Genomic DNA, 24,982 nt, shown 5'->3' with positions numbered 1-24,982 from the left:
CTGATAGAAACAGAAGCCACTGGAGCACCTCAAAAACACCATCATACACTAAATCAGTAAGTTGGCAGCATCACCCATACAAGCTGCGTTAAAAATACCGCCAGCCAGCGCGGCGGTTCCCATAAACATTCCTGCTGCGGTATTGTGATTAATAATTTTTTCGCTTAATGCGGGCATATAAAGTCTGACACCAGCAAAAACGAGTAACTGAATCACCAGTGCAATCCCGCCCCAGGCGAAATAATCTGGAATACTCACCGCATTGATTGCCGCACTGGATAAGGGGATAACGTAACCCAACAATGTACCGCTGAACGCCAGTGACGCCGCGGTATTATTGTTTTTGATTAACTGCCATTCGTTGTGCGGTGTAATTTTGGAGTAGATAAACAGAAAAATAATCACCATCGCCACGCCAATAAAAAAATAGGCACTAAAGGCAAGAAGTGAATCCAGTATATGCATTGTAAACGTCCTTGTAATTAACCAATAATATGAAGTGATGTCAGCGGGATATCGACACCCAACGCGCGCGAAAATAACCACTCTGGCTCACCGAGATCGTTAAAAGATTCCTCACCATTTAGCAGCAAATATTCGTAAGTATCTTCGGTCACTTGCCGCTGGTAGCCCATGGTAAAATTATGGACTTCCCATTTAGCATGATTTTGATTTTCTACTTTTTCCAGCATGTAGACGGGTTCGATATTTCCCGGTTCTTCGCTGTTAAAAAATCGCTGCCAGCGTTTTTCCTGCCAGTTTAAGGTCATTGCCCCCATCGTTTTGGCGTTGATCGCCTCGCGCCAGTGACTCTCTTTACTGATACCGTAGCTCTCTTCATAGACAAAGAGCTTGATATCATCAATGTCATCAATATCTTCGCCGCCGGTGGTATTGATTTGCAGAAACTCATCGCCTGAAGTGTAGTAGCGGAAAATCTGACTACCGCCGCCCAGATCGATGTGGCTGACAGCGGCTACCGTAAATTCCTCACCCGGCAGCGCAATCAGCAATTCATCTTCCAGCAAACGAAACGCTAATGTGTCGAGCGTAAAGCCACTATTGAGATGAAGTCCCAGCGGACCGCGAGCGATAGCAGGCTTATTATACTTGCCAAACAGACGCTGGAAAAAACCAGACATATTTTATCCTTAAAATAGTTGCCAGCCTTGCAGTGAGGCTGGCAAAAAAATTACTCGCCCTGTTGGCGTTGCAGTCTTGCTAATACATCCTGGGCGCTACTTTTATTGCTACCGCCAATTCCGGCTTCCGCCAGCTTTTCGTCAAGGTCGCGACCGTCTGCGACTTTCTCCAACTGTGCGGCAGCATCCAGGCGAGCCTGACGTTCGGCCTGACGCGTTTGCAGGCGTTTTAAGGATTCTGCCGCTGTCGAAACGCTGGAAGATGCGCCAACGGTAGAGGTTGTTACAGCCTGTTGTGCACGCTGCATGGCTTCAGTGGCTTTAACGATTTCCATTTGCTGCTCAAACTGAGCGATACGCTGCGCTGTCGCTGTAACTGCTTTTTCCACGCCATCACGGGAGACTTCCAGATTCGACAACACTTGCTCTTCAGTGGTAATGAGATTCTCAAGGCGCGCGATTTCTTCAGCAACTTCGTTAATCAACGACGGATTAACGTTCTTGCTTAACGCTTCCAGCGCACGGGCTTCCGGACTGGCTTTGCGCTCACGTAAATCTTTCAGCTTATCGTGACTTAATTTCACCCGCGCCAGCAGATCAACGCGAGATTTTCCGGCTTTATCGAGTTCAGCTTTAGCGTCACGGATATGCTGTTCCAGCATGCGCACGCCCTGGGTTTCTTCAATGGATTCTTCCGCCTGGGAGATAAACGATTTCCCCAGCGTAAATAAACTTTTTAAAATTCCCATAAATACCCGTCCTTGTAATTAGTGTGAATATTCTTCTGTAATTTCAGCCAGATCCAATGCGTTATCTACCAGCGAGGTTATCTCAAGCAGGATATCTTCAAGAGAAGATTTAAGCGATAACGCCCCGAAAACAATGTAATACTCTTCCTGTTGTACGCTGGAGATCCCTACCGATGACAACGGCATCATCTTCTGATTTCTTAATAAGAAGGTATTAAATTCATCTGGATTGCTGATACTACTCACCGGACAAATAAAGGTTTCGATAATCATTTGGCGGGAAGTAAAAAGAATATTGATTTGCAAATCGCCATAATCATTCATTTTAATAATTAATGCGCTCTCGCTATTTGTCACATCAATATTTTGTTCAGGTACAGTTTGCAGCGCCGTCGCCAGCGCCAACGGATTCCATGTCATATATTATTCCATATAGATTTAGTTTAAATATTAACAAAATGAATATTTGCAGTACATAATTATCTTACCAGCTATAGACAAAAAAAAACCATCCAAATCTGGATGGCTATTAAGAAGAACCAAAAATTTAACGCATGCATACGATAAAAAATGCGCCAGTCTACATACACTGACGCTAATGATTGGTCACTACAAGTCTAACGACCGCTTCCACAACATAAAATCAAACTGTTCGAGTTTGTCTGCCTTCACGACGTAGTCCTTACTGGCAGTTTCAATAACTTTTTCAAATAATTCTCTACTCACATCTTCCAGCGGAGTGCCGTCAATCACTGGGCCACAGTCGAAATCAATCATGTCAGACAATCGTCTGGCAATCGTGCTGTTGGTGGATATTTTTAACACCGGAACAATCGGGTTACCGGTGGGCGTACCAAGACCCGTCGAGAAGATAACCACATTACATCCTGCTGCTACCAATCCGGTTACCGCGTCCACGTCATTGCCCGGAGTACACACCAACGATAATCCACTATCGGGCATAGGTTCAGCGTAATCGCATACACTCACAATTGGCGCTCGCCCGCCTTTTTTCGCTGCTCCGGTAGATTTTATTGCGTCAGTAATCAACCCATCCGCGATGTTGCCAAAACTTGGGTTATCCGCAATGGTGGTATCGAAAAAGTTCGCTGTCTTTTCGTAGCCTTGCATTAGATTGAGGAACTTTTTTTTATCCTCAAGATTAATACAACGCTTAACCATATCACCTTCTGCCCCACATAATTCTGGAAATTCTGCTAACCCGGAAGCGCCACCAAGCGTTGTCAACCAGTCAGAAACCAGCCCCATTGCAGGGTTGCCGGAGATACCAGAAAAACCATCGGAACCACCACACTTCATCCCCACTTTGAGACAGGAAAGAGGGACCTCTACTCTTTCTGTCGGCTTCACCGCTTTCATTGCCTCGAAAGTCTGCTGTAAAGCGGTCTGCATCATCCGCTCTTCGCTGTCCCACTCCTGTTGGAGAAAGTAGAGCGCAGGTTTATCAAATTCAGGATTACGTCTCGCCAGCGCATCCTTAAACATTTTCTGCTGCGCTTTTTCACATCCTAAACTGAATACCGTCATACCGATTACATTCGGATGGTCAGCATAAGCAGCTAATACATCGCACATAGTTTCACAGTCTGAAGTTGCACCACCACAACCACTGGTGACCGTAATACAGCGAACACCTTCAATATGCGGAAACATTCTCGCGGTTTCGATCAGTTCATCGCTACCGGACGTCAGATTAAGAGCAAACTTTTTCAGTGAGTTATTGGTATAACCCAAAGCATCATTCAAAGCATTGGTTAACTTACTGACATTACGGTTCTCGCAAAATACCAATGGAAAGACTAACCAGTAACTGGCAGTACCCACTCTGCCATCGTCACGGACATAACCTTTAAAAGTGCGGGTGCTCCATTCAGAGACATCCGGTGCCTGCCAGTGGTAGGGTTCAACATCCTCCAGTGTGACAGGAGCTGCATAGTGGCGAATATTATCAACGGTAATCGCTTCTCCCTTAACGATGGGACGCGTGGCCTTGCCAACTGGCGTACCGTACATCGAAACAATGCCATCCAGAGGAATATCTTGCGTCGCAAACTTATGTTTAGCCTTAACATCAGTTACTAACGTTATGTTGTCGTCATCCCACGAGAACGATTCTCCAGCGTGCAGGTCTTTCAACGCGACAATGAGATTATCGTTACTGTCGATACGTAATATTTTTTGCATAATCATATTCTTCCAGTCAGATGTTCAATCTTATTAACTGTATGCTTTTGCTGCCTGTTGGCTCTTTTGCAGCAATCCAATCAATAATGCGCAGCCGATAGTAATTACAGACAACGCCATCAATCCGGCGATGCTGCTATCCATTGCCCGATCAACCTCAACACGGATAAGAGGAGCAAGGAACGAGCAGAAAGCGCCCATCGTGGTGCAAAAACCGATCCCCGCAGCCAGTGCCGGACCAGTAAGAAGTTGTGGAGGGAAAGTCCAGAATATTGGCTGTACTGAGAGGAAACCAACCGCACTTAAACAAAGTGCACCAATCGCCACAACAGGCCCCGCAAATGCGGAAAGGGCAAGGCCGACAGCAGCAGCCAACATACACATAACCGAAATGGCCACACGCCGGGAAGGATTGCGGTCAGCAATTCGCGGAATGTAATAGACACCAAAAGCAGAGCACGCCCATGGTATTGCCGCGACTAATGACTGCTTAAAGCCAAGGCTTTCTCCCATCAGCGATGCAACCTGTGACGGAAGGAAAAACATTAAACCATATACTGATATCTGGATGGTGCCGTAGATTAATGCCAGATGCCAAACTTTGGCATTTTTCAATGCTGAAATCACTGAACTGGTTTCTGTTTTCTGTCGTTCAGATTCCAGTTGCTTATTCAAAGCGTCTTTTTCTTCCTGGGTAAGAAATCGCGCTTTCGTCGGATTATCATCAAGGTAGAACCAGGCAAAGATACCAAGCACTAATGCCGGCAATCCCTCAATGACAAACATCCAGAACCATCCTGGACGTCCCATCCAGCCATGTAGTTCAAGTAAAGCTCCCGATATTGGCGAACCGAGCGTTAACGCCAGCGGCACCCCCAACACAAATATTCCCACGACCGACCCGCGAACCTTGTTAGGAAAATAAATGGATGCGAGCAGTAAAATTCCGGGATAGAACCCCGCCTCGCCCAGCCCTAACAGAAAGCGCAAAATAATAAATTGTGTTTCACTGGTGACAAATCCCGTCATTGCCGAGAGAAGGCCCCAAATTGCAGTTGTAATACTTAACCACTTTTGTGCGCCGATTTTATTGAGGATCAGGTTAGCTGGAATGCCGAAAAGTGCATAGGCAGCGAAAAATATTCCTGCACCGAGAGCGAATGCCGACTCTGATAATCCAATATCCAGTTTCATTGCATCTTTGGCAAAGCCAACATTTACCCGATCAATAAAGGCAACAAAATATATTATGAACATTAAGGGTACTAAACGTTTCCACGATTTTTGAATTGCGGAATTCAACAGCGGATTATCGTATTGGGTTATATTAGCCATAAATAAATCCTTAGTTCTGTTGGTAAGATATTCTATTTATAGGTTTTATATTATTTATAATAATCGGTGACAGATAAAATTTCCTGCAATCTCCGGGATTGAATATCATCAAGTATATTAAATGGTGAAGAACACCGCTCTGATTGAATAACCCCCTTTAACTGAAGGGCTTTTTTGAAAGTGGGAATAAAAGGAGAATTCACGCTGTAAACGGCCATTAGTTGATCGACTATCTGCTGATGCTGCGCGACTGCAAGTAAATCGTCATTCGTGAATGCTTGCATCCAGGAGGCAAAAAATTCAGGGACAATATTGGATAAACCACCAATACAGCCATCTCCACCAGATAGTATGTTGTGGGCAAAATTATTGTCATATCCTGCATACACTTCAAAATGAGGGATATTTTTCTTTACGGTATTGATAACCTGCGCAGTATGGAAAGCATCAGGGACGGTATCTTTCATACCAATAATATTGGGATATTTATCTGCCAGTCGTAAACAAATCTCTGGTGATACGCTGTACCCGGTTCTCTCCGGGAAGTTATAAATAAAAATATGAGCCGGGGTTTGGCTTGCAATCGTACTGTAGAAATCAAAAATAGCTTCATCATCCAGAGGGAAATAATAAGGACTGATGATCATCACACCATCCAATCCTTGCTCCCAGGCGTAATTGGCCAGTGATATTGATTCATTGACGTCCATGCGACTGGCTCCGGCATAAACCTTCATATCGCCTCGGGAAAACTCACTACAGGTTTTAATCATTTGGCGGGCGTTTTCCATATTAAGAGAAAAAAACTCACCAGTACTGCCCATCACAACAAACCCGGACACGTGATTTTTAATAAAATCATAAATCTGAGTGTTTTGCTCAGGATCGATTCGCCCTTGTTCATCAAATATGGTGACAACGGGGGTTATGTAACGACTTTTCATGCCTACCTCATCATAGTTTTATTGTTCATATATACAAACAACGTTTTTAAATACAAACTAAAATGAGTATACCCAACCTCAGAAATGAGTCAAATTTAGCCAATCACAGAAGTGATACAGCTAAGCTATTGATATATTTGGAGTAATTATGTCAGAGACCTGCATAAAAAACAATCGCAGTTCTTTTTTTATCCGTTTTATGACCAGTATCACGCTAAAAAAGGACTGATGGGCTCAACAGCAGTCAAGGAACGCGAGGGGGTTAATTTACTTGAATTATAATTCTCCCTAGAATGGTGCATTACTCATGGTAAGGAAAATAGTCATTATGGAACATAAGCCTACCATCCGGGTGTTAGAGATACTGGAAGCACTGGCAGCGGAGAATCAGGGTGTTTCATTAACTCACCTTTCGGAAAAAACAGGCATCCTGAAAGGAACGATTTTTCCCATCCTCAAAACGCTGGTTGAACAGCGGTACATCAGTTATGACGCTAATACCCAGCTTTATAATCTGGGGATCTCCTGCTCGATTCTGTCCCGTGCTTTCCTCGACAGATCGTACTGGTTAAAAATGGTTTACAAAGAGATGAACAACATTGTCAAAGAGTGCAATGAAGTTTGTCAGATGGGGATCCTGGACGGTGCAGATGTTTTATATATCAATAAGGTGCAGGCGGCACAAACCGTACAACTGGTTTCACATATTGGGACTCGTCTGCCTGCTATCTATTCTGCGCTGGGAAAAGCCATTATCTGTGAATACAGTGATCAACAAATTCGGCAACTCTACCCTGACGGTTTTGTTCCCATGACATCGTATAGCGTTACGACCCTGGAACAATTGCGCCAACAACTTGAGGATGCCAGAGTAAATGGCTATGCATTTGATAACAGGGAAATCAATGAGGAGACGGTATGTTATGCTGTTGCCTTAAAACAGCGAAATAAAACGCTTGCCGCCATCAGCATTTCAATACCCGTATTTCGTGCGACAAAAGAAAAAATTGCCGATGTCACGCGTATCCTGCTGAATGCACGTTCGCGTATTGAACAGGAACTCAACACCTTACAGGATATCAATATCGGTATTGATTCCCACCATTAAGGGTATTTTCCATTCGAAGCCCGATACGTAAAAATTATCGGGCTAACAAAATATCCATTGAATGGATAGCGATGAACTAGCTGCGCTGGCGCACCGCTTCAAATAAGCAAATTCCGGTCGCAACCGAAACGTTCAGGGAAGAAACGCTTCCAGCCATCGGGATGCTGATCAACTCATCGCAATGTTCACGAGTCAGGCGACGCATACCTTCACCTTCCGCACCCATCACCAGCGCCAGGCGTCCGGTCATTTTGCTCTGATAGAGTGTATGATCCGCCTCGCCTGCCGTACCGACGATCCAGATATTCTCTTCCTGCAACATACGCATGGTGCGCGCAAGGTTAGTCACCCGAATCAGCGGAACGCTTTCTGCCGCGCCGCAGGCTACTTTTTTCGCCGTAGCGTTGAGCTGTGCGGAGCGATCTTTCGGCACAATCACCGCGTGAACGCCAGCAGCGTCCGCGCTACGCAGGCACGCGCCGAGGTTGTGCGGATCGGTTACACCGTCGAGGATCAGCAGGAACGGTTGATCGAGCGAAGCGATCAAATCCGGCAGATCGTTTTCCTGATACTGACGTCCTGGCTTCACACGGGCGATAATGCCCTGATGCACGGCACCGTCGCTTTTCTCATCGAGATACTGACGGTTTGCCAACTGGATAACCACGCCCTGGGACTCAAGGGCGTGAATCAGCGGTAACAGACGTTTATCTTCACGGCCTTTTAAAATAAAGACTTCCTGAAAACGTTCAGGGGCGCGCTCCAGCAGGGCCTGCACTGCGTGGATGCCGTAAATCATTTCGCTCATTAATGTACTCGTTGTTTACGTTTTGCCTGATGCACTACGTTTATCCGGCCTACATGATCTCTGCAATATATTGAATTTGCGTGATTATGTAGGCCGGATAAGGCGTTCACGCCGCATCCGGCATGAACAAAGCGCATTTTGTCAGCAATCTAACCCTCTTCTTTTAAAGAGGGTATTGATCACTCTGCCACTTTTTTCTTCGCCGCACGCTTCGCTTTGGTCGCTGCGGCTATTTTCTGCGTTTTCGCCGATGGCTTTTTCGCTTTTCTCGCGTCTTTCTTCGCCGCTTTCGGCTTCGTTTTTTTCTCACCGCGGAAGGCGCTGTCTGGCTCAAAGTTTACCTTTTTACCGACCTGACGACGCTTGCCGCCTTTTTTGCCTGCATCGCCTTTTTTCGCTTTCTCGCGCGCCGTTTTACCGACATTGCGCGGTGCGCGTTCGCTGGAGATCAGGCTAAAGTCGATTTTGCGCTCGTCCATATTAACCGCTTCGACGCGAACTTCCACGCGATCGCCCAGGCGATAAGTCTGGCCGCTGGATTCACCCATCAGCCGTTGCCCTACCTGGTCAAAGCGATAGTAGTCATTGTCCAGCGAAGAGACATGGACCAGACCATCAATGAACAAGTCGTCCAGACGGACGAAGAAGCCAAAGCCAGTGACGCTGGAAATTACGCCTTTAAAGACGTTACCTACCTGGTCGAGCATGAAGTCACACTTCAGCCAGTCAGCGACATCGCGCGTTGCTTCGTCGGCACGACGTTCCGCCATCGAACAGTGCTGACCCAATTGCAGCATCTCTTCCATCGAATAATGGTAGCCGCCGGTTTCAGTGGTGTTGCCCTGATGCCCCTGCTCTTTCGCCAGCAGATATTTAATGGCGCGGTGCAGCGTCAGGTCTGGATAACGACGAATCGGCGAAGTAAAGTGCGCATAGGACTGCAATGCCAGGCCAAAGTGACCACGGTTTTCTGGATCGTAAATCGCCTGTTTCATCGAGCGCAGCAGCATGGTTTGCAGCATTTCTGCATCAGGACGATCGGCAACCGACTCCAGCAGCTCCGCGTAGTCACGCGGTTCCGGCTTATTACCGCCCGGCAGTTCCAGCCCCAGCTCCGCCAGCACTGAACGGAAAGAGGTAATCGCTTCGGTGCTCGGCTTGTCGTGAATACGGAACAGTGCCGGTTCTTTGGCTTTCTCAACAAAACGCGCCGCCGAGATATTCGCCAGAATCATGCACTCTTCAATCAACTTGTGTGCGTCGTTACGCTGAGTCTGTTCGATACGTTCAATACGGCGTTCAGCGTTGAAAATGAACTTCGCTTCTTCGCTCTCAAATGAAATCCCGCCGCGTTCTTCACGGGCTTTATCCAGCACTTTATAGAGGTTATGCAACTCTTCGAGATGCTTAACCAGTGGGGCGTACTGCTCGCGCAGATCCTGATCGCCCTGCAGAATATGCCAGACTTTGGTGTAGGTCAGACGCGCGTGAGAGCTCATCACCGCTTCGTAGAATTTGTAGCCAGTCAGGCGGCCTTTCGACGAAACCGTCATCTCGCACACCATACACAGGCGGTCTACCTGCGGGTTGAGCGAACACAGGCCGTTAGAGAGCACTTCCGGCAGCATCGGGATAACCTGCGAAGGGAAGTACACCGACGTGCCACGGTTACGCGCTTCTCTGTCCAGCGGCGTTGACGGACGCACATAGTAGCTGACGTCGGCAATCGCGACCCATAAACGCCAGCCGCCGCCGCGTTTTTTCTCGCAGTAAACTGCATCGTCAAAGTCACGGGCGTCTTCGCCATCAATGGTGACCAGCGGTAAATCGCGCAAATCGACACGGCCCGCTTTTGCTTCTTCCGGCACTTCTTCTTTCAGCCCGGCAACCTGTTGCTCAACAGCCTGCGGCCAGATATACGGAATTTCATGGGTACGCAGAGCGATATCAACCGCCATGCCGGTGCCCATATTATCGCCAAGGACTTCGACGATTTTACCCACCGCTTTGGTGCGGCGAGTCGGACGCTGAGTCAGTTCGACTACGACCACAAAGCCCATCCGCGCGCCCATGATCTGATCGGGCGGGATTAAGATATCGAAGCTCAGACGGCTATCGTCAGGAACCACAAAGCCGACGCCCGCTTCGGTAAAGTAGCGACCAACAATCTGGCTGGTTTTTGGCACCAGTACGCGGACAATACGCGCTTCACGACGACCTTTACGGTCAGCGCCCAGCGGCTGAGCCAGCACCTGATCGCCATGAATGCAGGTTTTCATCTGCTCGCTGGAGAGATACAAATCATCTTTACGCCCTTCAACCCGCAGAAAGCCGTAGCCATCACGGTGGCCAATAACGGTACCTTTCACCAGGTCGAGGCGTTCCGGCAGCGCATAGCACTGACGACGAGTGAAGACCAGTTGACCATCGCGCTCCATCGCGCGCAGGCGGCGACGCAGGCCTTCAAGCTGCTCTTCGCCTTCAATGTGCAGTTCTACCGCCAGCTCATCACGGCTGGCCGGTTTTTCACGTTTGGTTAAATGTTCGAGGATAAATTCCCGACTAGGGATGGGATTCGCGTATTTTTCAGCTTCGCGTTCCTGGAAAGGATCTTGTGACATCTCGGTTCCTCCGTTGTCATCTCTGATGAAGATTTTCGTCACTCCACCAGCAATAATTTATAAAGCGGTTGATTCTCTTCAACCAAATCGGCAAGCGTGTAGTTATCCAGTTCCGTAAGAAAACTTTGCACGGCCTTAGAAAGCGCCTGTTTCAACCGACAGGCAGGTGTAATGTGGCAAAACTCACTGCTGCAATTCACCAGCGATAAGGGCTCCAGCTCGCGCACCACATCACCAATACGTATCGCACTCGCCGATTTACCCAGGCGAATGCCGCCATTTTTTCCACGAACAGCAGTCACGTAGCCGGCACGACTAAGTTGATTGATTATTTTGACCATATGATTACGGGAGACGCCGTAGACGTCAGTCACTTCAGAAATACTGGTCATCCGCCCTTCTGGCAATGACGCCATGTAGATCAGCGCACGTAATCCGTAATCAGTGAAACTCGTTAACTGCACATCAACCTCAAAAGGGAAATCGGGAAAAAATACATTTATATTGATGATAAACCAGCCACAAGCTGTGTCGCTAATTTATTTCAGTTCGGGGAAGGAAAAAAGCGAGGATTTAACACTGTGTCGGATAGCGTAATGGCTTAACCGACACAGCAATGTATCACACTGTTAGCCCGGCAGGCAAAATATCTGCCAGGCGTACCAGAATTACGCGTCGAACGGATCGCGCAGAATCATGGTTTCAGTACGATCCGGACCGGTAGAGATGATATCGATCGGCACACCAGTCAGCTCTTCAATACGCTTGATGTAGTTCAGCGCCGCCTGCGGCAGACCGCTACGATCTTTCACGCCGAAGGTGGATTCAGACCAGCCCGGCATGGTTTCGTAAATCGGCTCTACACCTTTCCAGTCGTCAGCTGCCAGCGGAGTGGTCGTCACTTCACGACCATCCGGCATACGGTAAGCCACACAGAGTTTCACCTCTTTCAGGCCATCCAGAACGTCCAGTTTAGTCAGGCAGAAGCCAGACAGGGAGTTCAGCTGTACCGCACGACGAACGGCAACGGTGTCCAGCCAGCCGGTACGACGACGACGCCCCGTAGTTGCGCCGAATTCGTTACCCTGCTTGCAGAGGAACTCGCCAGTTTCATCAAACAGTTCGGTCGGGAACGGACCTGCACCTACACGAGTTGAGTAAGCTTTGAGGATACCCAGAACATAATCAACATAACGCGGGCCCAGGCCGGAACCGGTCGCCACGCCACCAGCAGTGGTGTTGGAAGAAGTTACGTACGGATAAGTACCGTGGTCGATATCCAGCAGCGTACCCTGCGCACCTTCAAACATGACGAAATCGCCACGCTGACGCGCCTGGTCGAGCAGGTCAGAAACGTCAACCACCATAGAAGTCAGGATGTCGGCAACAGCCATCGTATCATCCAGAACTTTCTGGTAATCAACCGCTTCAGCTTTGTAGTAGTTAACCAACTGGAAGTTGTGATATTCCATCACTTCTTTCAGTTTTTCAGCGAAGGTTTCTTTGTCGAAAAGGTCGCCAACACGCAGACCGCGACGTGCTACTTTATCTTCATAAGCAGGCCCGATACCACGACCGGTGGTGCCGATCGCTTTCGCGCCACGCGCTTTCTCACGCGCGTTATCCAGCGCAACGTGATAATCAAGGATCAGCGGACATGCTTCAGACAGCAGCAGACGCTCACGAACGGGGATGCCACGGTCTTCCAGTTCTTTCATCTCTTTCATCAGCGCGGCCGGAGACAGCACAACACCGTTACCGATGATGCTGGTTACATTCTCGCGGAGAATACCTGATGGAATAAGATGGAGAACGGTTTTTTCACCGTTGATTACGAGAGTATGGCCTGCGTTGTGACCGCCCTGGTAGCGTACAACATATTTAGCCCGTTCAGTCAGAAGATCGACGATCTTACCTTTACCTTCGTCACCCCATTGGGTGCCCAGTACGACGACGTTGTTACCCATTTTTCAAAATCACCGTTTGCTTAAAAATGGATTCTACCATCGCTTTTTCAGAGTTACAGCACTTTTTGCACTCAAAAATGACCTCGATCAGTCTGTTTTTTGTTCAGCCAATCGTTTTCCTCAACATGTAGTAGACCACAACGCCCGCAACCACAAGTCCACCGCCAAAACGACGTAAAATATTATCGGGCAAATTGGTCATCGCAGAGATCATCTTCTTCCATGCCTTCGGGTAAAGCATCGGCCCTAAACCTTCCAGTACCAAAACCAGGGCAAGCGCCAGCCAGATTGTCGAATTCATTCATTATCCTTATAGAAAAAGAAAACCACCGACATCCCTGAGGATGCGGTGGCTTTATTGACCTGTACCGCAGTCGTTATATTAACGCGTTGCGGAAGTCGGCGTCTTCATGTAGCGGAAGAAATCGCTATCCGGGCTCATGACCATCACGTCCTGATTGCCAGAGAAGCTGTTCTCATAAGCACGCAGGCTACGGATGAATGCGTAGAAGTCCGGATCTTTACTGAATGCATCAGCAAACAGTTTGGCTGCTTCGGCATCGCCTTCACCACGCATGATGCGGCCCTGACGCTCAGCTTCTGCCAGCGTTCTGGTCACTTCATAGTCGGCAGTCGCGCGCAGTTTTTCCGCTTCTTCCTGACCTTGTGAACGGTGACGACGCGCTACCGCTTCACGCTCGGCGCGCATACGGTTGTAGATCGCTTCAGACACTTCGGTCGGCAGGTTGATCTGCTTGATACGCACATCGACAACTTCAATACCCAGCGCCGCCATACTGTTCGGGTTGATGACCGGAACTTTGCCCTTCGTCTCAGCCGTTACGCGCTCTGCCGCTTCGGCAATGGCGTTATCTGCCGCCGGGGTAGTAACTTCATCTTCTGTACCCGCAGAACCGGAGTTCAGCGCGTCACGTACTTCGAGGGTCAGACGACCACGGGAATCGGTGACGATATCTTTCACGTCCAGGCGACCAATTTCAGAACGCAGACGGTCAGAGAACTTACGTTTCAACAGCACTTCCGCTTGCGAAATGTCGCCACCACCCGTTGCCAGGTAGTAACGGCTGAAATCGCTGATGCGCCATTTGATGTAAGAGTCGACGATCAGGTCTTTCTTCTCTTTGGTCACAAAGCGGTCGGCCTGGTTGTCCATGGTCTGAATACGTGCGTCGAGCATTTTCACCGTTTCAATGAACGGTATCTTGAAATGCAGACCCGGCTCATAAACCAGAGGTTTGTTGTCATCGTCACGCAGTACCTTACCAAAACGCAGCGTAATACCGCGCTCACCTTCTTTGACGACAAAGACAGACATGTAAAGCACTACCAGCACGATGATGATAATCGCGATAACTGACTTACGCATCGTTATTCCCCCTGACGCTGGTAGTCGTTACGCTGCGCGTTGGCGCGGCGTTGGTCCATAATATCGCCCTGACTGGTGGACGACGTGTTGCTTGCTCCACTGGTTGTGGAGGAAGAGGCTGGCGGCAGACGCAGCAGATTGCTGGCACCGTTATCGCTCTTCGCCGCAGGGGCGTTACCACCTTTCAGCATCTGGTCTAACGGCAGAACCATCAGGTTGCCACCTTTATCGTTAACCAGCACTTTGCGGGTGTTACCCAACACTTTTTCCATCGTCTCGATATACAGACGCTCGCGAGTAATTTCCGGCGCGGCTTTATATTCCGGCAGAAGTTTAGCAAAGCGCGCCACTTCACCCTGAGCTTCCAGGATGGTCTGGGCCTTGTACGCACGCGCCTCTTCGAGGATACGTTGCGCCTGACCGTTCGCACGCGGCTGAACTTCGTTGGTATACGCTTCTGCTTCACGAATGTATTGCTGTTCGTTTTCACGCGCGGCAATCGCATCGTCAAACGCCGCTTTTACTTCTTCCGGCGGACGAGCAGCCTGGAAGTTGACGTCCAGCAGCGTGATACCCATGTCATACGGACGAATCGTCTCTTCCAGTTCGCGCTGAGTATCGCTACGAATCACGGTACGACCTTCCGTCAGAATGCGGTCCATGGTGTATTTACCGATAACTCCACGCAGGGCGCTGTCGGTAGCCTGACGCAGGCTGTCATCCGGGCTGGTCACGCTATACAGATATTTTTCCGGATTGGTGACGCGGTACTGCACGTTCATCTCAACGCGCACTACGTTCTCGTCCGACGTCAGCATCACACCAGAAGCGGCCAGTTCACGCACGGCTTCCACGTTCACCGGTTTGACTTCGTCGATAAACGTCGGTTTCCAGTTCAGACCCGGCTCAACCAGATGGCTGAATTTACCAAAGCGTGTTACCACGCCGCGTTCGGCTTCTTTAATGGTATAGAAACCACTGGCCGCCCAGATAATGACAATCGCTGCCGCTGCGATGGTAACGACACGACCGCCAAGCTGCGGGCGCGGGCCTTGCGATGAACTGCCACCGCCAGATCCGGTGCCTTTACCGCCGCCCAGACCACCGAGCTTTTTGCTCAGTTTGCGGAAGATATCATCTAAATCAGGTGGCCCTTGATCGCGACCGCCTTTGTTTCCATTTCCCTCAGAGTTGCCGCCAGGTTTGCTGCTTCCCCACGGGTCGCGGTCTTGTCCGTTATTACCGGGCTGATTCCACGCCATGTTTGTGCTCCATATTTGTTATGCGGTGATCCCTGTTGTCTTTCGACGCCAGAGGATATGACTCCACGCTTCAGACGCTACGCCGTTAGATCAGGTAATCGATCAACGCCGGTTCTTGTTTACAGAGGCGACGCCAGTCAACGATCGGCATACGAACTTGCAGACTTACGCTGCCGTCCTCCTCCATCCACTCTTTTTCTATTGCCTGAAGCTGATAAAAACGACTTCTCAGACGCCCTTCCTGCGGTGGCAGACGCAATGTATGCTGCGCCACCTCGCCGGAAAGCCGCTCCGTCAAAGCCTGAAAAAGCTGTGGTATCCCCGCTCCGGTCTGTGCGGAAAGCCAGACACGGATCGGTTTGTTCTCTTCGTCCCGATCAATACGCGGTTCGAAATCTTCCAGCATATCGATCTTGTTCATCACCAGCAGGGTTGGGATCTCGTGAGCGTCGATCTCTTCAAGAACCGTATTCACCGCTTCGATGTTTTCTTGTACACGCACATCCGCCGCATCAATGACGTGCAGCAGTAATGTGGCTTGCCGCGTCTCTTGTAACGTGGCTTTAAATGCCGCCACCAGATCGTGCGGCAGGTGGCGAATAAACCCTACGGTATCTGCAAGTACGGTTTCACCGACATCTGCAACGTCAATACGCCGCAACGTCGGGTCGAGGGTGGCAAACAACTGGTCTGCCGCGTAGACCCGCGCTTCGGTGATGCGATTGAAAAGGGTAGATTTACCGGCGTTGGTATATCCCACCAGCGAAACAGTAGGAACGTCGGCTTTGATACGCGATTGCCGCCCCTGCTCACGCTGCTTTTCAACTCTTTCCAGGCGCGACTGTATCTGCACGATGCGATTACGCAACAAACGACGGTCGGTTTCGAGCTGGGTTTCACCCGGACCACGCAAACCTATCCCGCCTTTCTGTCTTTCAAGGTGGGTCCAGCCACGCACCAGGCGCGTAGCCAGATGGCGCAGCTGCGCCAGCTCAACCTGCAACTTACCCTCATGGGTACGCGCACGTTGGGCGAAAATATCTAAAATAAGGCCGGTGCGGTCGATAACACGACACTCGCACAAACGCTCCAGGTTACGCTCTTGCGCCGGGCTCAGGGCATGGTCAAAAAGAACGACCGAAGCACCCGTCGCTTTGACAGCTTCCGCAATTTCAACTGCTTTACCTTCACCTACAAAATACTTTGGGTGCGGCGCTTTACGGCTACCGGTAATCACCTGCAATGCTTCGACACCGGCGGAAGAGACCAGAGATTCAAACTCCTGGAGGTCTTCCATATCTTTGTCTTGCGTAAAATAGATGTGTACCAGTACCGCCTGCTCACCAGCATCATAACGGTCAAACAAGCGTATAACCCTCTAAATAGATCAGCGGGGAACGCAGGATCGCTGGCTCCCCGTGTAAAAAAACAGCCCGAAACCTTATTCGGTTTCTTCGCTGTCCTGTTGCGCGGAAGTATTCTGCGCGCTGCTACCATGATGGTAGTTACTGCTGGTACCGCCACCGGCGTTGTTACTGTGATGAGAAACCGGGCGAGACGGGACAACAGTAGAAATCGCGTGCTTGTAAACCATCTGGCTGACCGTGTTTTTCAACAGGATCACGAACTGATCAAAAGACTCGATTTGCCCTTGCAGCTTAATACCATTCACCAAATAAATAGAAACTGGAACACGTTCCCGACGCAGTGCGTTCAGGAACGGATCTTGTAAAGATTGCCCCTTAGCCATTCTCTCTTTTCCTTATATGCTTATTTGTACTTTGAACCTTTCGATTCTGAAAAAATTGCGCACGATACGTCTCAATTGTACACATTCAGCCTGCGATAGCACCAACAACCTGTAATACTTCGTCACGCGCCTGTTCTGGTTTTTCACTGTCAAGCCAGTGAACCCCTTCCCAACCACGCAGCCAGGTTATCTGCCGCTTCGCCAACTGTCTCGTGGCGCAAACACCTCGATAAACCATTTCATCGTATGAGATTTCGCCTTCAAGGTAAGACCACATCTGGCGATAACCCACGCAACGAATGGAAGGCAAGTCCGTATGCAAATCTCCTCGGGCAAAAAGCGCCCGGACTTCTGCTTCAAAACCTGAAGCCAACATCTGATGAAAACGCTGCTCAATGCGTTGATGGAGCAGTTCACGGCTCGCCGGGGCGATGGCGAACTGATGCACCTGATACGGTAGAGCGTCTCCTGACGTTTGCGTCAGTTCCGTTAAAGTTTTACCCGAAATGAAAAAAACTTCCAGTGCCCGGGAAAGCCTTTGTGGATCATTTGGATGAATCCTTGCTGCCGCAACCGGATCTACCTCCTGAAGTTGACGATGCAATGACTCCCAACCTTGCTCTGCCGCCTGTTGCTCAATTCTGGCCCGTACTTCCGGGTCTGCCGACGGTAGCGGCGACAACCCTTCCAGCAATGCCTTGAAATACAACATCGTACCGCCCACTAACAGTGGGATCCGCCCCGCCGCGGTGATATCGGCCATTTCCGCCAGCGCATCGCGGCGAAAATCAGCAGCCGAGTAAGCCTGCGACGGATCGCGAATATCCAGCAATCGGTGCGGCGCGGCGAGTAACTCTTCAGCGTTCGGCTTCGCCGTCCCGATATCCATCCCTTTGTAAATAAGGGCAGAATCAACGCTTATCAACTCTACTGGTAAAATTTTACGCAGCTCAATGGCTAACGCCGTTTTACCGGAGGCCGTCGGCCCCATCAAAAAAATCGCCTTAGGCAGGCTCGCCTTACTGATATCACTCATCTTTCAGGGCTTTTATCGCCGGATGTAAATCAACAGATTGTAACAGACCACCCGGCGGCGTTTTCACAAGTTGCGGACATAACCGTTCCACGTCCGCCAGCAGGGTTATGGCCTGTGCCATTGACCACTGCGCATGTTCGCTCATCAGATTTCGTGCAATCCACTGCGCAATATTGCCAGGTTCGAATACGGACTGCTTCGCCAGGTAGCCTATCAGTTCAGGAATCAAGATTTGTAAATTTTGTTGGCGTAAGGGTAAAGGCACTGCCCTGATGGTCACATGCTGTGCATCTGACTGGAAATCAATACCCAATTCCGCCAGGGCAGACTGCGCTTTTTCTAATGCCGATTTTTCTTCGGCAGAAACTTTTAGCCGCAACGGAATCAGCAGCGGCTGGGCGCAAACGGGCGCTTCACCCGGCGTCAATTGTGCCTGACGCAGCCAACGTTCTGCCACTGGCAAGGATAAAAGTGAAATGTTGCCGTCGCGCTCCAGCAACGCACAGTCGGAATGGACGATAGTCAGTACCCGACCAAAACTCTGACTGTTCGCCGCAAGTGCAGGTTCCTGCGGTTCCGGCGCTTTTAATTTTTGCATCGGCGCGGGCGTTTGCAAAAGCTGGCGATACACTTCACCTTGCTGTTTCTGGTAGCCTGGCTGCGCATTCGGCCAGGGGGCAGCCGGACGACTGCCTGATGCTGGCGCAGGAGTGTAGCGCGGAGCTACCGGCTCACGAGCTGCCGGTTCTGCAAAGTGATTGCGCCCCGCCGCCACGCGGTTTTCCGGAATGGAACGCGGTGCAGGTTGGGGTTCATCGTCCAGCGGTAGCGGCGTTTCCAGTTGCTGTTGTAGCACGCTCAGCACGCCCTGATAGATAAAATCATGCACCAGACGCGACTGATGGAAACGCACTTCGTGTTTGGCGGGGTGCACGTTGACGTCCACCTGATGCGGATCGATCTCCAGATACAGCACAAATGCCGGTTGCTGATCGGCCCCCAGTTTGTCTTCGCAGGCCTGGCGGATCGCGTGATTGATCAGGCGATCGCGCATCATGCGACCGTTCACGTAGCAATACTGAATTTCTGCCAGTGCGGGCGTGGTGTGATTTGGATCGGCCACCCAGCCGCGTAGCGTGAGATCGCCGTGTTGCCATTCAATCGCCAGCGCTTGTTCAAGAAAAGCGGTGCCGCAAATCGCGCCTAAGCGCCGTTCTTTTTGCCCGCCTTCCGGCACTGCGCGGTACTGACGCACAATTTTACCGTTATGCGACAGGTTGATCGTGACGTCGAAACGCGCCAGCGCAATGCGGCGGATGATCTCATCAATGTGGTTAAATTCGGTTTTCTCGGTGCGCAGGAATTTGCGCCGCGCCGGGGTGTTGTAGAACAGATCCAGCACCTCCAGCGTCGTCCCCACAGGATGCGCCGCCGGTTTTACCGTCACGTTCATATCGCGCCCTTCGGCATAGGCCTGCCAGGCTTCCTGCTGTTCTGCGGTGCGTGAAGTGAGCGTCAGGCGGGAAACCGAACTGATACTCGCCAGCGCCTCACCGCGAAAGCCCAGGCTGATAATGGCTTCGAGATCGTCCAGAGAGGCGATTTTACTGGTGGCATGACGAGCCAGCGCCAGCGCCAGCTCATCTTTTTTGATACCGCAGCCGTTATCACGAATGCGGATAAGTTTCGCCCCACCGCGTTCGATATCAATATCGATACGCGTCGCACCTGCATCGAGGCTGTTTTCCACTAGTTCTTTGACTACCGACGCAGGTCGCTCGACCACCTCACCTGCGGCAATCTGGTTCGCCAGTTGTGGCGGTAAGACCTGAATTGGCATCAATCGTCCTTAGTTTGGCAGCGTGCGATCTGGCGTCGTCACCGTACTGGCAGTTTGTGCCGTTGCACCCTGCGGCGCAGATTGCATCGGATGCGCAAGGAAGTAATTGCGCAGGCCTTTGTAAATGGCTTCTGCCAGCTGTTGTTGGTAATCGTCGCTCGCCAGCAAACGTTCTTCGCTGTTGTTGCTGATAAAACCGGTTTCGACCAGTACTGATGGGATATCCGGCGAGCGCAGAACGCCAAGGCTGGCGTGTTCTGGTCGACGTTTATGTATTTCGCCAATGCGTTGCAACTGACTGATCATACTGGTCGCTACATCATACCCTACCCGCTGGGAATGACCGAACTGTAAATCCAGCACCGCCTGGCTTAAATAGGGGTCAGACTGACTGTTCGCCAGCACATCACCCGCCCCACCCAGCAGCTCCGACTGTTTCTCGTGCTGCTCCAGCCAGCTGGCCATTTCACTGTTGGCGCGACGGTTAGAGAGCACCCATACGGAAGCGCCAGTCGCACTGCGGTTCGGTGCGGCATCAGCGTGAATCGACACGAGGAAATTGGCGTTTTGCTTACGTGCCACATCACTGCGCCCCATCACCGAGATAAAGTAATCCCCGTCACGGGTTAAAACGCCTTTAAACATCGGATCGTCATTGAGCAAAGTACGCAATTTACGCGCGATGGCGATGGTGACATTTTTCTCCCGCGTACCACCGGGGCCGATAGCGCCAGGGTCCTGACCGCCGTGTCCGGCATCAATAGCGATGATAATTTTATCGCCAGTGTTAGCCGTCGCGCGCGCTGCCGGACGCGTTACCGTATTACTGCTGATAACACCCGTAGTGCGGTTACTTTCCGTTTTAAACGGATTGCGCGCCGGTTCGCTGACGCGCGGTGCGACAACCGCAGGCGTTTCAACGCGTTTCGCAACCACGGGCGGCGGAGGAGGCGGTGGCGGCACATCGGCGTTAATCGTAAAGACGACAGTGTAATTGCTGCCATTCTGCCGCTTCACCGCTTCGGTTTTACCGTTTTCGGTAAGATCGACCACCAGCCGTAGCGTTTGTGCATCTTTAGGCGTTCCAGAGCGAATCGCCTTCACCAGATTATTGCCGCTGAACAACAACGGCAGTCCCTGAATCACGCCCGTTTGTTTGATATCGAGCGCCACGGTGCGTTTGCTTTGATGGCTAAACGCATAATCAGGATCGCCAATAAAACTCAACGTTATCCGCGCCTGTTGATTACCGTTAGAAACCTGAATATCAGAGAGCGTCGCGGCACCCACCGGCGTGCACAGCAGCAGCAGCGTCGCTACCAACCAATTTCTGATGCGATACATCATCCCGCCACCTTTCAAAGGTTAACCGGCTAAACGCGCCAGCAACAATTCACCCGCAGAGGAAACCGCACTCACGCGCGCCTCACGGCCTTGTGCCTGATAATCAATGTGTATTTCGACATCCGGGTCAGGAAGAACACCTGTACCTTGTTGTGGCCACTCCACCAGGCAGATGGCATCGTTGGCAAAATAATCGCGGATCCCCATAAACTCCAGCTCCTCGGGATCGGCAAGGCGGTACAAATCAAAGTGATAGACCATTAAGTTGTCGAGCGTATAGGGTTCGACCAGCGTATAAGTGGGGCTTTTGACATTACCCTGATGACCCAGAGCCTGTAAAAAGCCCCGGCTAAAGGTGGTTTTACCTGCGCCTAAATCGCCATACAGATAGATTACGGTTGCGCCATCGCAGGCTTTCGCTACCCGCTCGCCCAGGTCTAATGTTGCCTGCTCATCAGGGAGCGGAATTACTCGATTCATCATGGTTTTTATCAGTCACTTCCGGGTTAACAATACGCTGTAGCGTGGAAAAGAGATCGGTTGCCAGCATCCCGCGCGTTCCAAAACGCGCCGCCAGTACGTCAGCTGCCGCACCGTGCGCGACACAGCCTGCACAGGCTGCATCATACGGCGACAGTTTTTGCCCAAGCAATGCGCCAATAATACCAGAGAGCACATCGCCCATGCCGCCGCTCGCCATGCCTGCATTTCCGGCATCAATAATGCCTAAAGCGTCAGGATGGGCGGCGACCACGGTTCCGGCACCTTTCAGCACCGCTACGCCGCCATAACGTTGTACCAGACGTTTGGCGCAATGTAAGCGGTCACTTTCAATTTCAGCGACGGAACAGCCTAACAACCGTGCGGCCTCGCCAGGATGCGGCGTGATCACGCGATTGTGACGCTTATCGGGATTGATTGCCAGCAGGTTCAATGCATCGGCATCCCACAACATCGGTTTGCGAAAATTCTCAACTTTTTGCAGTGCTTTTTTCCCCCACTCTTGCTGGCCCAGACCGGGACCAATCACCACCACATCGGCCCATTCCAGGCTTTCGGTAAGAGAGTCCATCGTCAGTTCATGCACCATCAATTCCGGTCGTGCAGTCAGCAGCGGCGCAATGTTTTCACTGCGGGTCAGTACTCGGACTAAACCAGCACCAGCACGCAGCGCCGCTTCCCCCGTCATACGAATAGCCCCCGCCGTGCCGTGATCGCCACCGATAATTACCAGCCGCCCGTGATCGCCTTTATGCGAAGTCGGGCGACGCGGTTTTAGCCAGTGAGAAAGTTGTTCTGCTGAAAACCGCTGAATTTTCGTCTCCTGACCTGCCAGCCAACTATCCAGCCCCAGTGAGTCAAAATGCAGTTGTCCGGTAACATCCCGCGCTTTTCCAGTGAGCAAGCCTGGTTTCAGCGCAATAAAAGTGATGGTGTGATCGGCGTTGATCACCGCGCCTGGCGTAGCGCCAGTTTCAGCCAGCAGGCCGGAAGGGATATCAACCGCCACAATCGGCGCAGGATGGGAATTAGCGTGGTCGATTAACTGGCTAATGGATTCGCGGGGCGCTTGCCGCAAACCGGTACCGAGCAGCGCATCAACAATCAGATCTACCGATTCGGGCCAGACAATATTCGAAGCATGGATCTCGCCACCCGCGTTTAACCATGCTTCGCGTGCCAGCGCGGCCTCTTCCGGCAACGGTTTGTCGCTCTCCTGGGCCAACAACGTGACCTCAATGCCGACCGCTTTGGCCAGTCGCGCGACCACGTAGCCATCGCCGCCGTTATTACCATGACCGCACAGCACCAGCCAGTGGCGGGCGTCAGGATACGCCGAACGACACACCTGGAATGCGGCCTCGCCAGCGCGAAGCATCAGCTCATAGAGTGTGAGCCCCAGCACATCTGCCGCCTCGCGTTCTCCGCGGCGGATATCGTCGGCGTACCAGACGGTGTGTGGTATACTTACGGGGTTTTTCTTCATTGTATGGTCCGTCATGTCAGAGCCCCTCGATCTCAATCAGTTAGCGCAAAAAATTAAACAGTGGGGGCTGGAACTGGGCTTTCAGCAGGTAGGTATTACCGATACCGATCTCAGCGAGTCCGAGCCCAAACTGCAAGCATGGCTGGACAAACAATACCACGGCGAAATGGACTGGATGGCACGTCACGGTATGCTGCGCGCTCGCCCTCATGAGTTATTGCCCGGTACGCTGCGCGTGATCAGCGTGCGGATGAATTACCTTCCTGCTAACGCCGCATTTGCCAGCACGCTGAAAAACCCCAAACTCGGCTATGTTAGCCGTTATGCGCTGGGCCGTGACTATCACAAACTTCTGCGCAACCGACTCAAAAAGCTGGGCGAGATGATTCAGCAACATTGTGTTTCGCTGAATTTTAGACCGTTTGTCGATTCTGCGCCTATTCTCGAGCGCCCGTTAGCTGAAAAAGCTGGGCTCGGCTGGACAGGTAAGCACTCACTTATCCTCAATCGCGAGGCCGGTTCGTTCTTCTTTTTAGGCGAATTGCTGGTCGATATTCCGCTGCCCGTGGATCAACCAGTCGAGGAAGGATGCGGCAAATGCGTGGCCTGTATGACGATTTGCCCGACCGGTGCCATCGTCGAGCCATATACCGTCGATGCTCGCCGCTGTATCTCTTATCTCACCATCGAACTTGAAGGGGCGATCCCGGAAGAGTTGCGACCGTTAATGGGAAACCGTATTTACGGTTGCGATGACTGCCAGCTTATCTGCCCGTGGAATCGCTATTCACAACTCACCACAGAAGAGGATTTCAGCCCGCGTAAGCCGCTACACGCACCGGAACTCATTGAGTTATTCGCCTGGAGCGAAGAGAAGTTTTTAAAAGTCACGGAAGGATCGGCGATTCGTCGTATTGGTCACCTGCGTTGGCTGCGTAATATCGCCGTAGCATTAGGCAATGCCCCTTGGGATGAAACGATTTTGACAGCGCTGGAAAGTCGTAAAGGTGAGCACCCACTTCTCGATGAGCACATAGCGTGGGCGATTGCGCAGCAAATAGAGAGACGAAATGCGTGCATAGTCGAAGTGCAATTGCCGAAAAAACAGCGTCTGGTTCGGGTGATTGAAAAAGGGTTACCGCGTGACGCCTGATTCATCCACAGCTTGTGAATAAAAATAAAAACGCATTGCAATTCAAGACGAATAAAATCGTCAAGTGATCGACTCGACAAAACGGAATCTTAATTTTTAACTTATCTATCAATAAGTTAAAAAAATACTATTCACCGTGCGAAGTTTCTTTGAAATTAAGATTACAGCCTGAGGCTGTGGATAACTCTGTTTACAAGAGTTTGTCAGAGACAACGAAAACCAGCAATAACGCATCGCATCGCTGTGGATATTTTATTGAGAGAAGAATTTGGAGCGGGAAACGAGACTCGAACTCGCGACCCCGACCTTGGCAAGGTCGTGCTCTACCAACTGAGCTATTCCCG

At 50.8% G+C, this 24,982-nt stretch carries 24 protein-coding genes; 2 read left to right on the top strand and 22 right to left on the bottom strand.

Features of this window, described 5'->3' with window-relative positions:
* Positions 1-48: 48 nt before the first annotated feature.
* From RTW80_RS18830 to RTW80_RS18800, 7 genes are all read right to left on the bottom strand, one after another.
* Positions 49-465 (bottom strand): DUF350 domain-containing protein, encoded by a 417-nt coding sequence (locus RTW80_RS18830; protein ID WP_021517737.1) that lies wholly within the window; start codon positions 463-465, stop codon positions 49-51.
* A 17-nt stretch (positions 466-482) separates the two neighbouring features.
* Positions 483-1,142 carry a YjfK family protein gene (locus tag RTW80_RS18825; protein WP_000012578.1) on the bottom strand — a complete coding sequence of 220 codons (660 nt, stop codon included), beginning with the start codon at positions 1,140-1,142 and terminating at the stop codon, positions 483-485.
* Between the two features lie 50 nt (positions 1,143-1,192).
* Entirely contained in the window at positions 1,193-1,891 is a 699-nt protein-coding gene (locus RTW80_RS18820) for a PspA/IM30 family protein (protein WP_312719830.1), read from the bottom strand.
* A gap of 18 nt (positions 1,892-1,909) precedes the next feature.
* Positions 1,910-2,311, bottom strand: coding sequence for a YjfI family protein (locus RTW80_RS18815; RefSeq protein WP_000220137.1), 402 nt, complete (start codon positions 2,309-2,311; stop codon positions 1,910-1,912).
* 189 nt (positions 2,312-2,500) lie between these two features.
* Positions 2,501-4,096, bottom strand: a complete 1,596-nt coding sequence (locus RTW80_RS18810; RefSeq protein ID WP_024186871.1) for a UxaA family hydrolase — start codon at positions 4,094-4,096, stop codon at positions 2,501-2,503.
* 33 nt (positions 4,097-4,129) lie between these two features.
* On the bottom strand, positions 4,130-5,431 hold the full coding sequence (locus tag RTW80_RS18805; RefSeq protein WP_001284213.1) for an MFS transporter: 1,302 nt from the start codon (positions 5,429-5,431) through the stop codon (positions 4,130-4,132).
* A gap of 50 nt (positions 5,432-5,481) precedes the next feature.
* Positions 5,482-6,375 (bottom strand): dihydrodipicolinate synthase family protein, encoded by an 894-nt coding sequence (locus RTW80_RS18800; RefSeq protein WP_000842398.1) that lies wholly within the window; start codon positions 6,373-6,375, stop codon positions 5,482-5,484.
* Between the two features lie 328 nt (positions 6,376-6,703).
* Here RTW80_RS18800 and RTW80_RS18795 point away from each other — a divergent pair, with 328 nt between their 5' ends.
* Positions 6,704-7,483 carry an IclR family transcriptional regulator gene (locus RTW80_RS18795; RefSeq protein ID WP_000400401.1) on the top strand — a complete coding sequence of 260 codons (780 nt, stop codon included), beginning with the start codon at positions 6,704-6,706 and terminating at the stop codon, positions 7,481-7,483.
* Between the two features lie 76 nt (positions 7,484-7,559).
* Here RTW80_RS18795 and rlmB read toward each other — a convergent pair whose 3' ends face one another.
* The 14 genes from rlmB to nnr all read right to left on the bottom strand — a co-directional run bounded on the left by rlmB (position 7,560) and on the right by nnr (position 23,500).
* The gene (gene rlmB / locus RTW80_RS18790; RefSeq protein WP_001293282.1) at positions 7,560-8,291 is read right to left on the bottom strand and encodes a 23S rRNA (guanosine(2251)-2'-O)-methyltransferase RlmB; all 732 of its coding nucleotides are present in this window, start codon (positions 8,289-8,291) and stop codon (positions 7,560-7,562) included.
* 179 nt (positions 8,292-8,470) lie between these two features.
* Positions 8,471-10,912: a ribonuclease R gene (rnr, locus tag RTW80_RS18785; RefSeq protein WP_000076332.1), complete on the bottom strand. Its 2,442-nt coding sequence runs from the start codon at positions 10,910-10,912 to the stop codon at positions 8,471-8,473.
* A gap of 38 nt (positions 10,913-10,950) precedes the next feature.
* Positions 10,951-11,376: a nitric oxide-sensing transcriptional repressor NsrR gene (nsrR, locus tag RTW80_RS18780; protein ID WP_001177644.1), complete on the bottom strand. Its 426-nt coding sequence runs from the start codon at positions 11,374-11,376 to the stop codon at positions 10,951-10,953.
* A gap of 204 nt (positions 11,377-11,580) precedes the next feature.
* Positions 11,581-12,879, bottom strand: coding sequence for an adenylosuccinate synthase (gene purA / locus RTW80_RS18775; protein WP_000527955.1), 1,299 nt, complete (start codon positions 12,877-12,879; stop codon positions 11,581-11,583).
* A gap of 103 nt (positions 12,880-12,982) precedes the next feature.
* Positions 12,983-13,180: a DUF2065 domain-containing protein gene (locus RTW80_RS18770; RefSeq protein ID WP_001089295.1), complete on the bottom strand. Its 198-nt coding sequence runs from the start codon at positions 13,178-13,180 to the stop codon at positions 12,983-12,985.
* Positions 13,181-13,261: 81 nt separating this feature from the next.
* On the bottom strand, positions 13,262-14,266 hold the full coding sequence (gene hflC / locus RTW80_RS18765) for a protease modulator HflC (protein ID WP_001232412.1): 1,005 nt from the start codon (positions 14,264-14,266) through the stop codon (positions 13,262-13,264).
* 2 nt (positions 14,267-14,268) lie between these two features.
* Complete coding sequence (gene hflK / locus RTW80_RS18760; protein ID WP_000312488.1) at positions 14,269-15,528, bottom strand: FtsH protease activity modulator HflK; 1,260 nt, start codon at positions 15,526-15,528, stop codon at positions 14,269-14,271.
* Positions 15,529-15,613: 85 nt separating this feature from the next.
* The gene (hflX, locus tag RTW80_RS18755) at positions 15,614-16,894 is read right to left on the bottom strand and encodes a ribosome rescue GTPase HflX (RefSeq protein ID WP_000460360.1); all 1,281 of its coding nucleotides are present in this window, start codon (positions 16,892-16,894) and stop codon (positions 15,614-15,616) included.
* A 75-nt stretch (positions 16,895-16,969) separates the two neighbouring features.
* The gene (gene hfq / locus RTW80_RS18750) at positions 16,970-17,278 is read right to left on the bottom strand and encodes an RNA chaperone Hfq (protein ID WP_001051883.1); all 309 of its coding nucleotides are present in this window, start codon (positions 17,276-17,278) and stop codon (positions 16,970-16,972) included.
* Between the two features lie 85 nt (positions 17,279-17,363).
* Positions 17,364-18,314 (bottom strand): tRNA (adenosine(37)-N6)-dimethylallyltransferase MiaA, encoded by a 951-nt coding sequence (miaA, locus tag RTW80_RS18745; protein WP_001280345.1) that lies wholly within the window; start codon positions 18,312-18,314, stop codon positions 17,364-17,366.
* Positions 18,307-20,154: a DNA mismatch repair endonuclease MutL gene (gene mutL / locus RTW80_RS18740; protein WP_001122505.1), complete on the bottom strand. Its 1,848-nt coding sequence runs from the start codon at positions 20,152-20,154 to the stop codon at positions 18,307-18,309. The genes miaA and mutL overlap by 8 nt, the downstream gene beginning before the upstream one ends.
* Before the next feature lie 9 nt (positions 20,155-20,163).
* The gene (gene amiB, locus RTW80_RS18735; RefSeq protein WP_000990333.1) at positions 20,164-21,501 is read right to left on the bottom strand and encodes an N-acetylmuramoyl-L-alanine amidase AmiB; all 1,338 of its coding nucleotides are present in this window, start codon (positions 21,499-21,501) and stop codon (positions 20,164-20,166) included.
* Positions 21,502-21,519: 18 nt separating this feature from the next.
* A complete protein-coding gene (gene tsaE / locus RTW80_RS18730; RefSeq protein ID WP_000981977.1) occupies positions 21,520-21,981 on the bottom strand; it encodes a tRNA (adenosine(37)-N6)-threonylcarbamoyltransferase complex ATPase subunit type 1 TsaE in 462 nt (153 codons plus the stop codon).
* Positions 21,953-23,500: a bifunctional ADP-dependent NAD(P)H-hydrate dehydratase/NAD(P)H-hydrate epimerase gene (gene nnr / locus RTW80_RS18725; RefSeq protein ID WP_001295189.1), complete on the bottom strand. Its 1,548-nt coding sequence runs from the start codon at positions 23,498-23,500 to the stop codon at positions 21,953-21,955. The genes tsaE and nnr overlap by 29 nt, the downstream gene beginning before the upstream one ends.
* On the opposite strand from nnr, the gene queG reads away from it, so the two are divergent.
* A complete protein-coding gene (gene queG, locus RTW80_RS18720; RefSeq protein ID WP_001294219.1) occupies positions 23,499-24,638 on the top strand; it encodes a tRNA epoxyqueuosine(34) reductase QueG in 1,140 nt (379 codons plus the stop codon). The two genes, nnr and queG, sit on opposite strands and share 2 nt — an antisense overlap.
* On the opposite strand, the gene RTW80_RS18715 is transcribed toward queG, so the two are convergent.
* Complete coding sequence (locus RTW80_RS18715) at positions 24,621-24,674, bottom strand: hypothetical protein (RefSeq protein ID WP_010723271.1); 54 nt, start codon at positions 24,672-24,674, stop codon at positions 24,621-24,623. The genes queG and RTW80_RS18715 overlap by 18 nt on opposite strands.
* Positions 24,675-24,982: the final 308 nt, after the last annotated feature.

The sequence above is a fragment of the Escherichia sp. AM3 genome, from assembly GCF_032029835.1.
In the GTDB taxonomy this organism is placed as follows: Bacteria; Pseudomonadota; Gammaproteobacteria; order Enterobacterales; family Enterobacteriaceae; genus Escherichia; species Escherichia coli.
Note: the sequence above shows the minus strand (reverse complement) of the source record. Positions and strands in the feature narration are given on the sequence as shown.

Bases quoted from the DNA above. Each gene is read 5' to 3' on its own strand.
- RTW80_RS18830 (WP_021517737.1), bottom strand. From the start codon at position 465: ATGCATATACTGGATTCACTTCTTGCCTTTAGTGCCTATTTTTTTATT.
- RTW80_RS18825 (WP_000012578.1), bottom strand. From the start codon at position 1,142: ATGTCTGGTTTTTTCCAGCGTCTGTTTGGCAAGTATAATAAGCCTGCT.
- RTW80_RS18820 (WP_312719830.1), bottom strand. From the start codon at position 1,891: ATGGGAATTTTAAAAAGTTTATTTACGCTGGGGAAATCGTTTATCTCC.
- RTW80_RS18815 (WP_000220137.1), bottom strand. From the start codon at position 2,311: ATGACATGGAATCCGTTGGCGCTGGCGACGGCGCTGCAAACTGTACCT.
- RTW80_RS18810 (WP_024186871.1), bottom strand. From the start codon at position 4,096: ATGCAAAAAATATTACGTATCGACAGTAACGATAATCTCATTGTCGCG.
- RTW80_RS18805 (WP_001284213.1), bottom strand. From the start codon at position 5,431: ATGGCTAATATAACCCAATACGATAATCCGCTGTTGAATTCCGCAATT.
- RTW80_RS18800 (WP_000842398.1), bottom strand. From the start codon at position 6,375: ATGAAAAGTCGTTACATAACCCCCGTTGTCACCATATTTGATGAACAA.
- RTW80_RS18795 (WP_000400401.1), top strand. From the start codon at position 6,704: ATGGAACATAAGCCTACCATCCGGGTGTTAGAGATACTGGAAGCACTG.
- rlmB (WP_001293282.1), bottom strand. From the start codon at position 8,291: ATGAGCGAAATGATTTACGGCATCCACGCAGTGCAGGCCCTGCTGGAG.
- rnr (WP_000076332.1), bottom strand. From the start codon at position 10,912: ATGTCACAAGATCCTTTCCAGGAACGCGAAGCTGAAAAATACGCGAAT.
- purA (WP_000527955.1), bottom strand. From the start codon at position 12,879: ATGGGTAACAACGTCGTCGTACTGGGCACCCAATGGGGTGACGAAGGT.
- RTW80_RS18770 (WP_001089295.1), bottom strand. From the start codon at position 13,180: ATGAATTCGACAATCTGGCTGGCGCTTGCCCTGGTTTTGGTACTGGAA.
- hflC (WP_001232412.1), bottom strand. From the start codon at position 14,266: ATGCGTAAGTCAGTTATCGCGATTATCATCATCGTGCTGGTAGTGCTT.
- hflK (WP_000312488.1), bottom strand. From the start codon at position 15,528: ATGGCGTGGAATCAGCCCGGTAATAACGGACAAGACCGCGACCCGTGG.
- hfq (WP_001051883.1), bottom strand. From the start codon at position 17,278: ATGGCTAAGGGGCAATCTTTACAAGATCCGTTCCTGAACGCACTGCGT.
- miaA (WP_001280345.1), bottom strand. From the start codon at position 18,314: ATGAGTGATATCAGTAAGGCGAGCCTGCCTAAGGCGATTTTTTTGATG.
- mutL (WP_001122505.1), bottom strand. From the start codon at position 20,154: ATGCCAATTCAGGTCTTACCGCCACAACTGGCGAACCAGATTGCCGCA.
- amiB (WP_000990333.1), bottom strand. From the start codon at position 21,501: ATGATGTATCGCATCAGAAATTGGTTGGTAGCGACGCTGCTGCTGCTG.
- tsaE (WP_000981977.1), bottom strand. From the start codon at position 21,981: ATGATGAATCGAGTAATTCCGCTCCCTGATGAGCAGGCAACATTAGAC.
- queG (WP_001294219.1), top strand. From the start codon at position 23,499: ATGTCAGAGCCCCTCGATCTCAATCAGTTAGCGCAAAAAATTAAACAG.
- nnr (WP_001295189.1), bottom strand. From the start codon at position 23,500: ATGACGGACCATACAATGAAGAAAAACCCCGTAAGTATACCACACACC.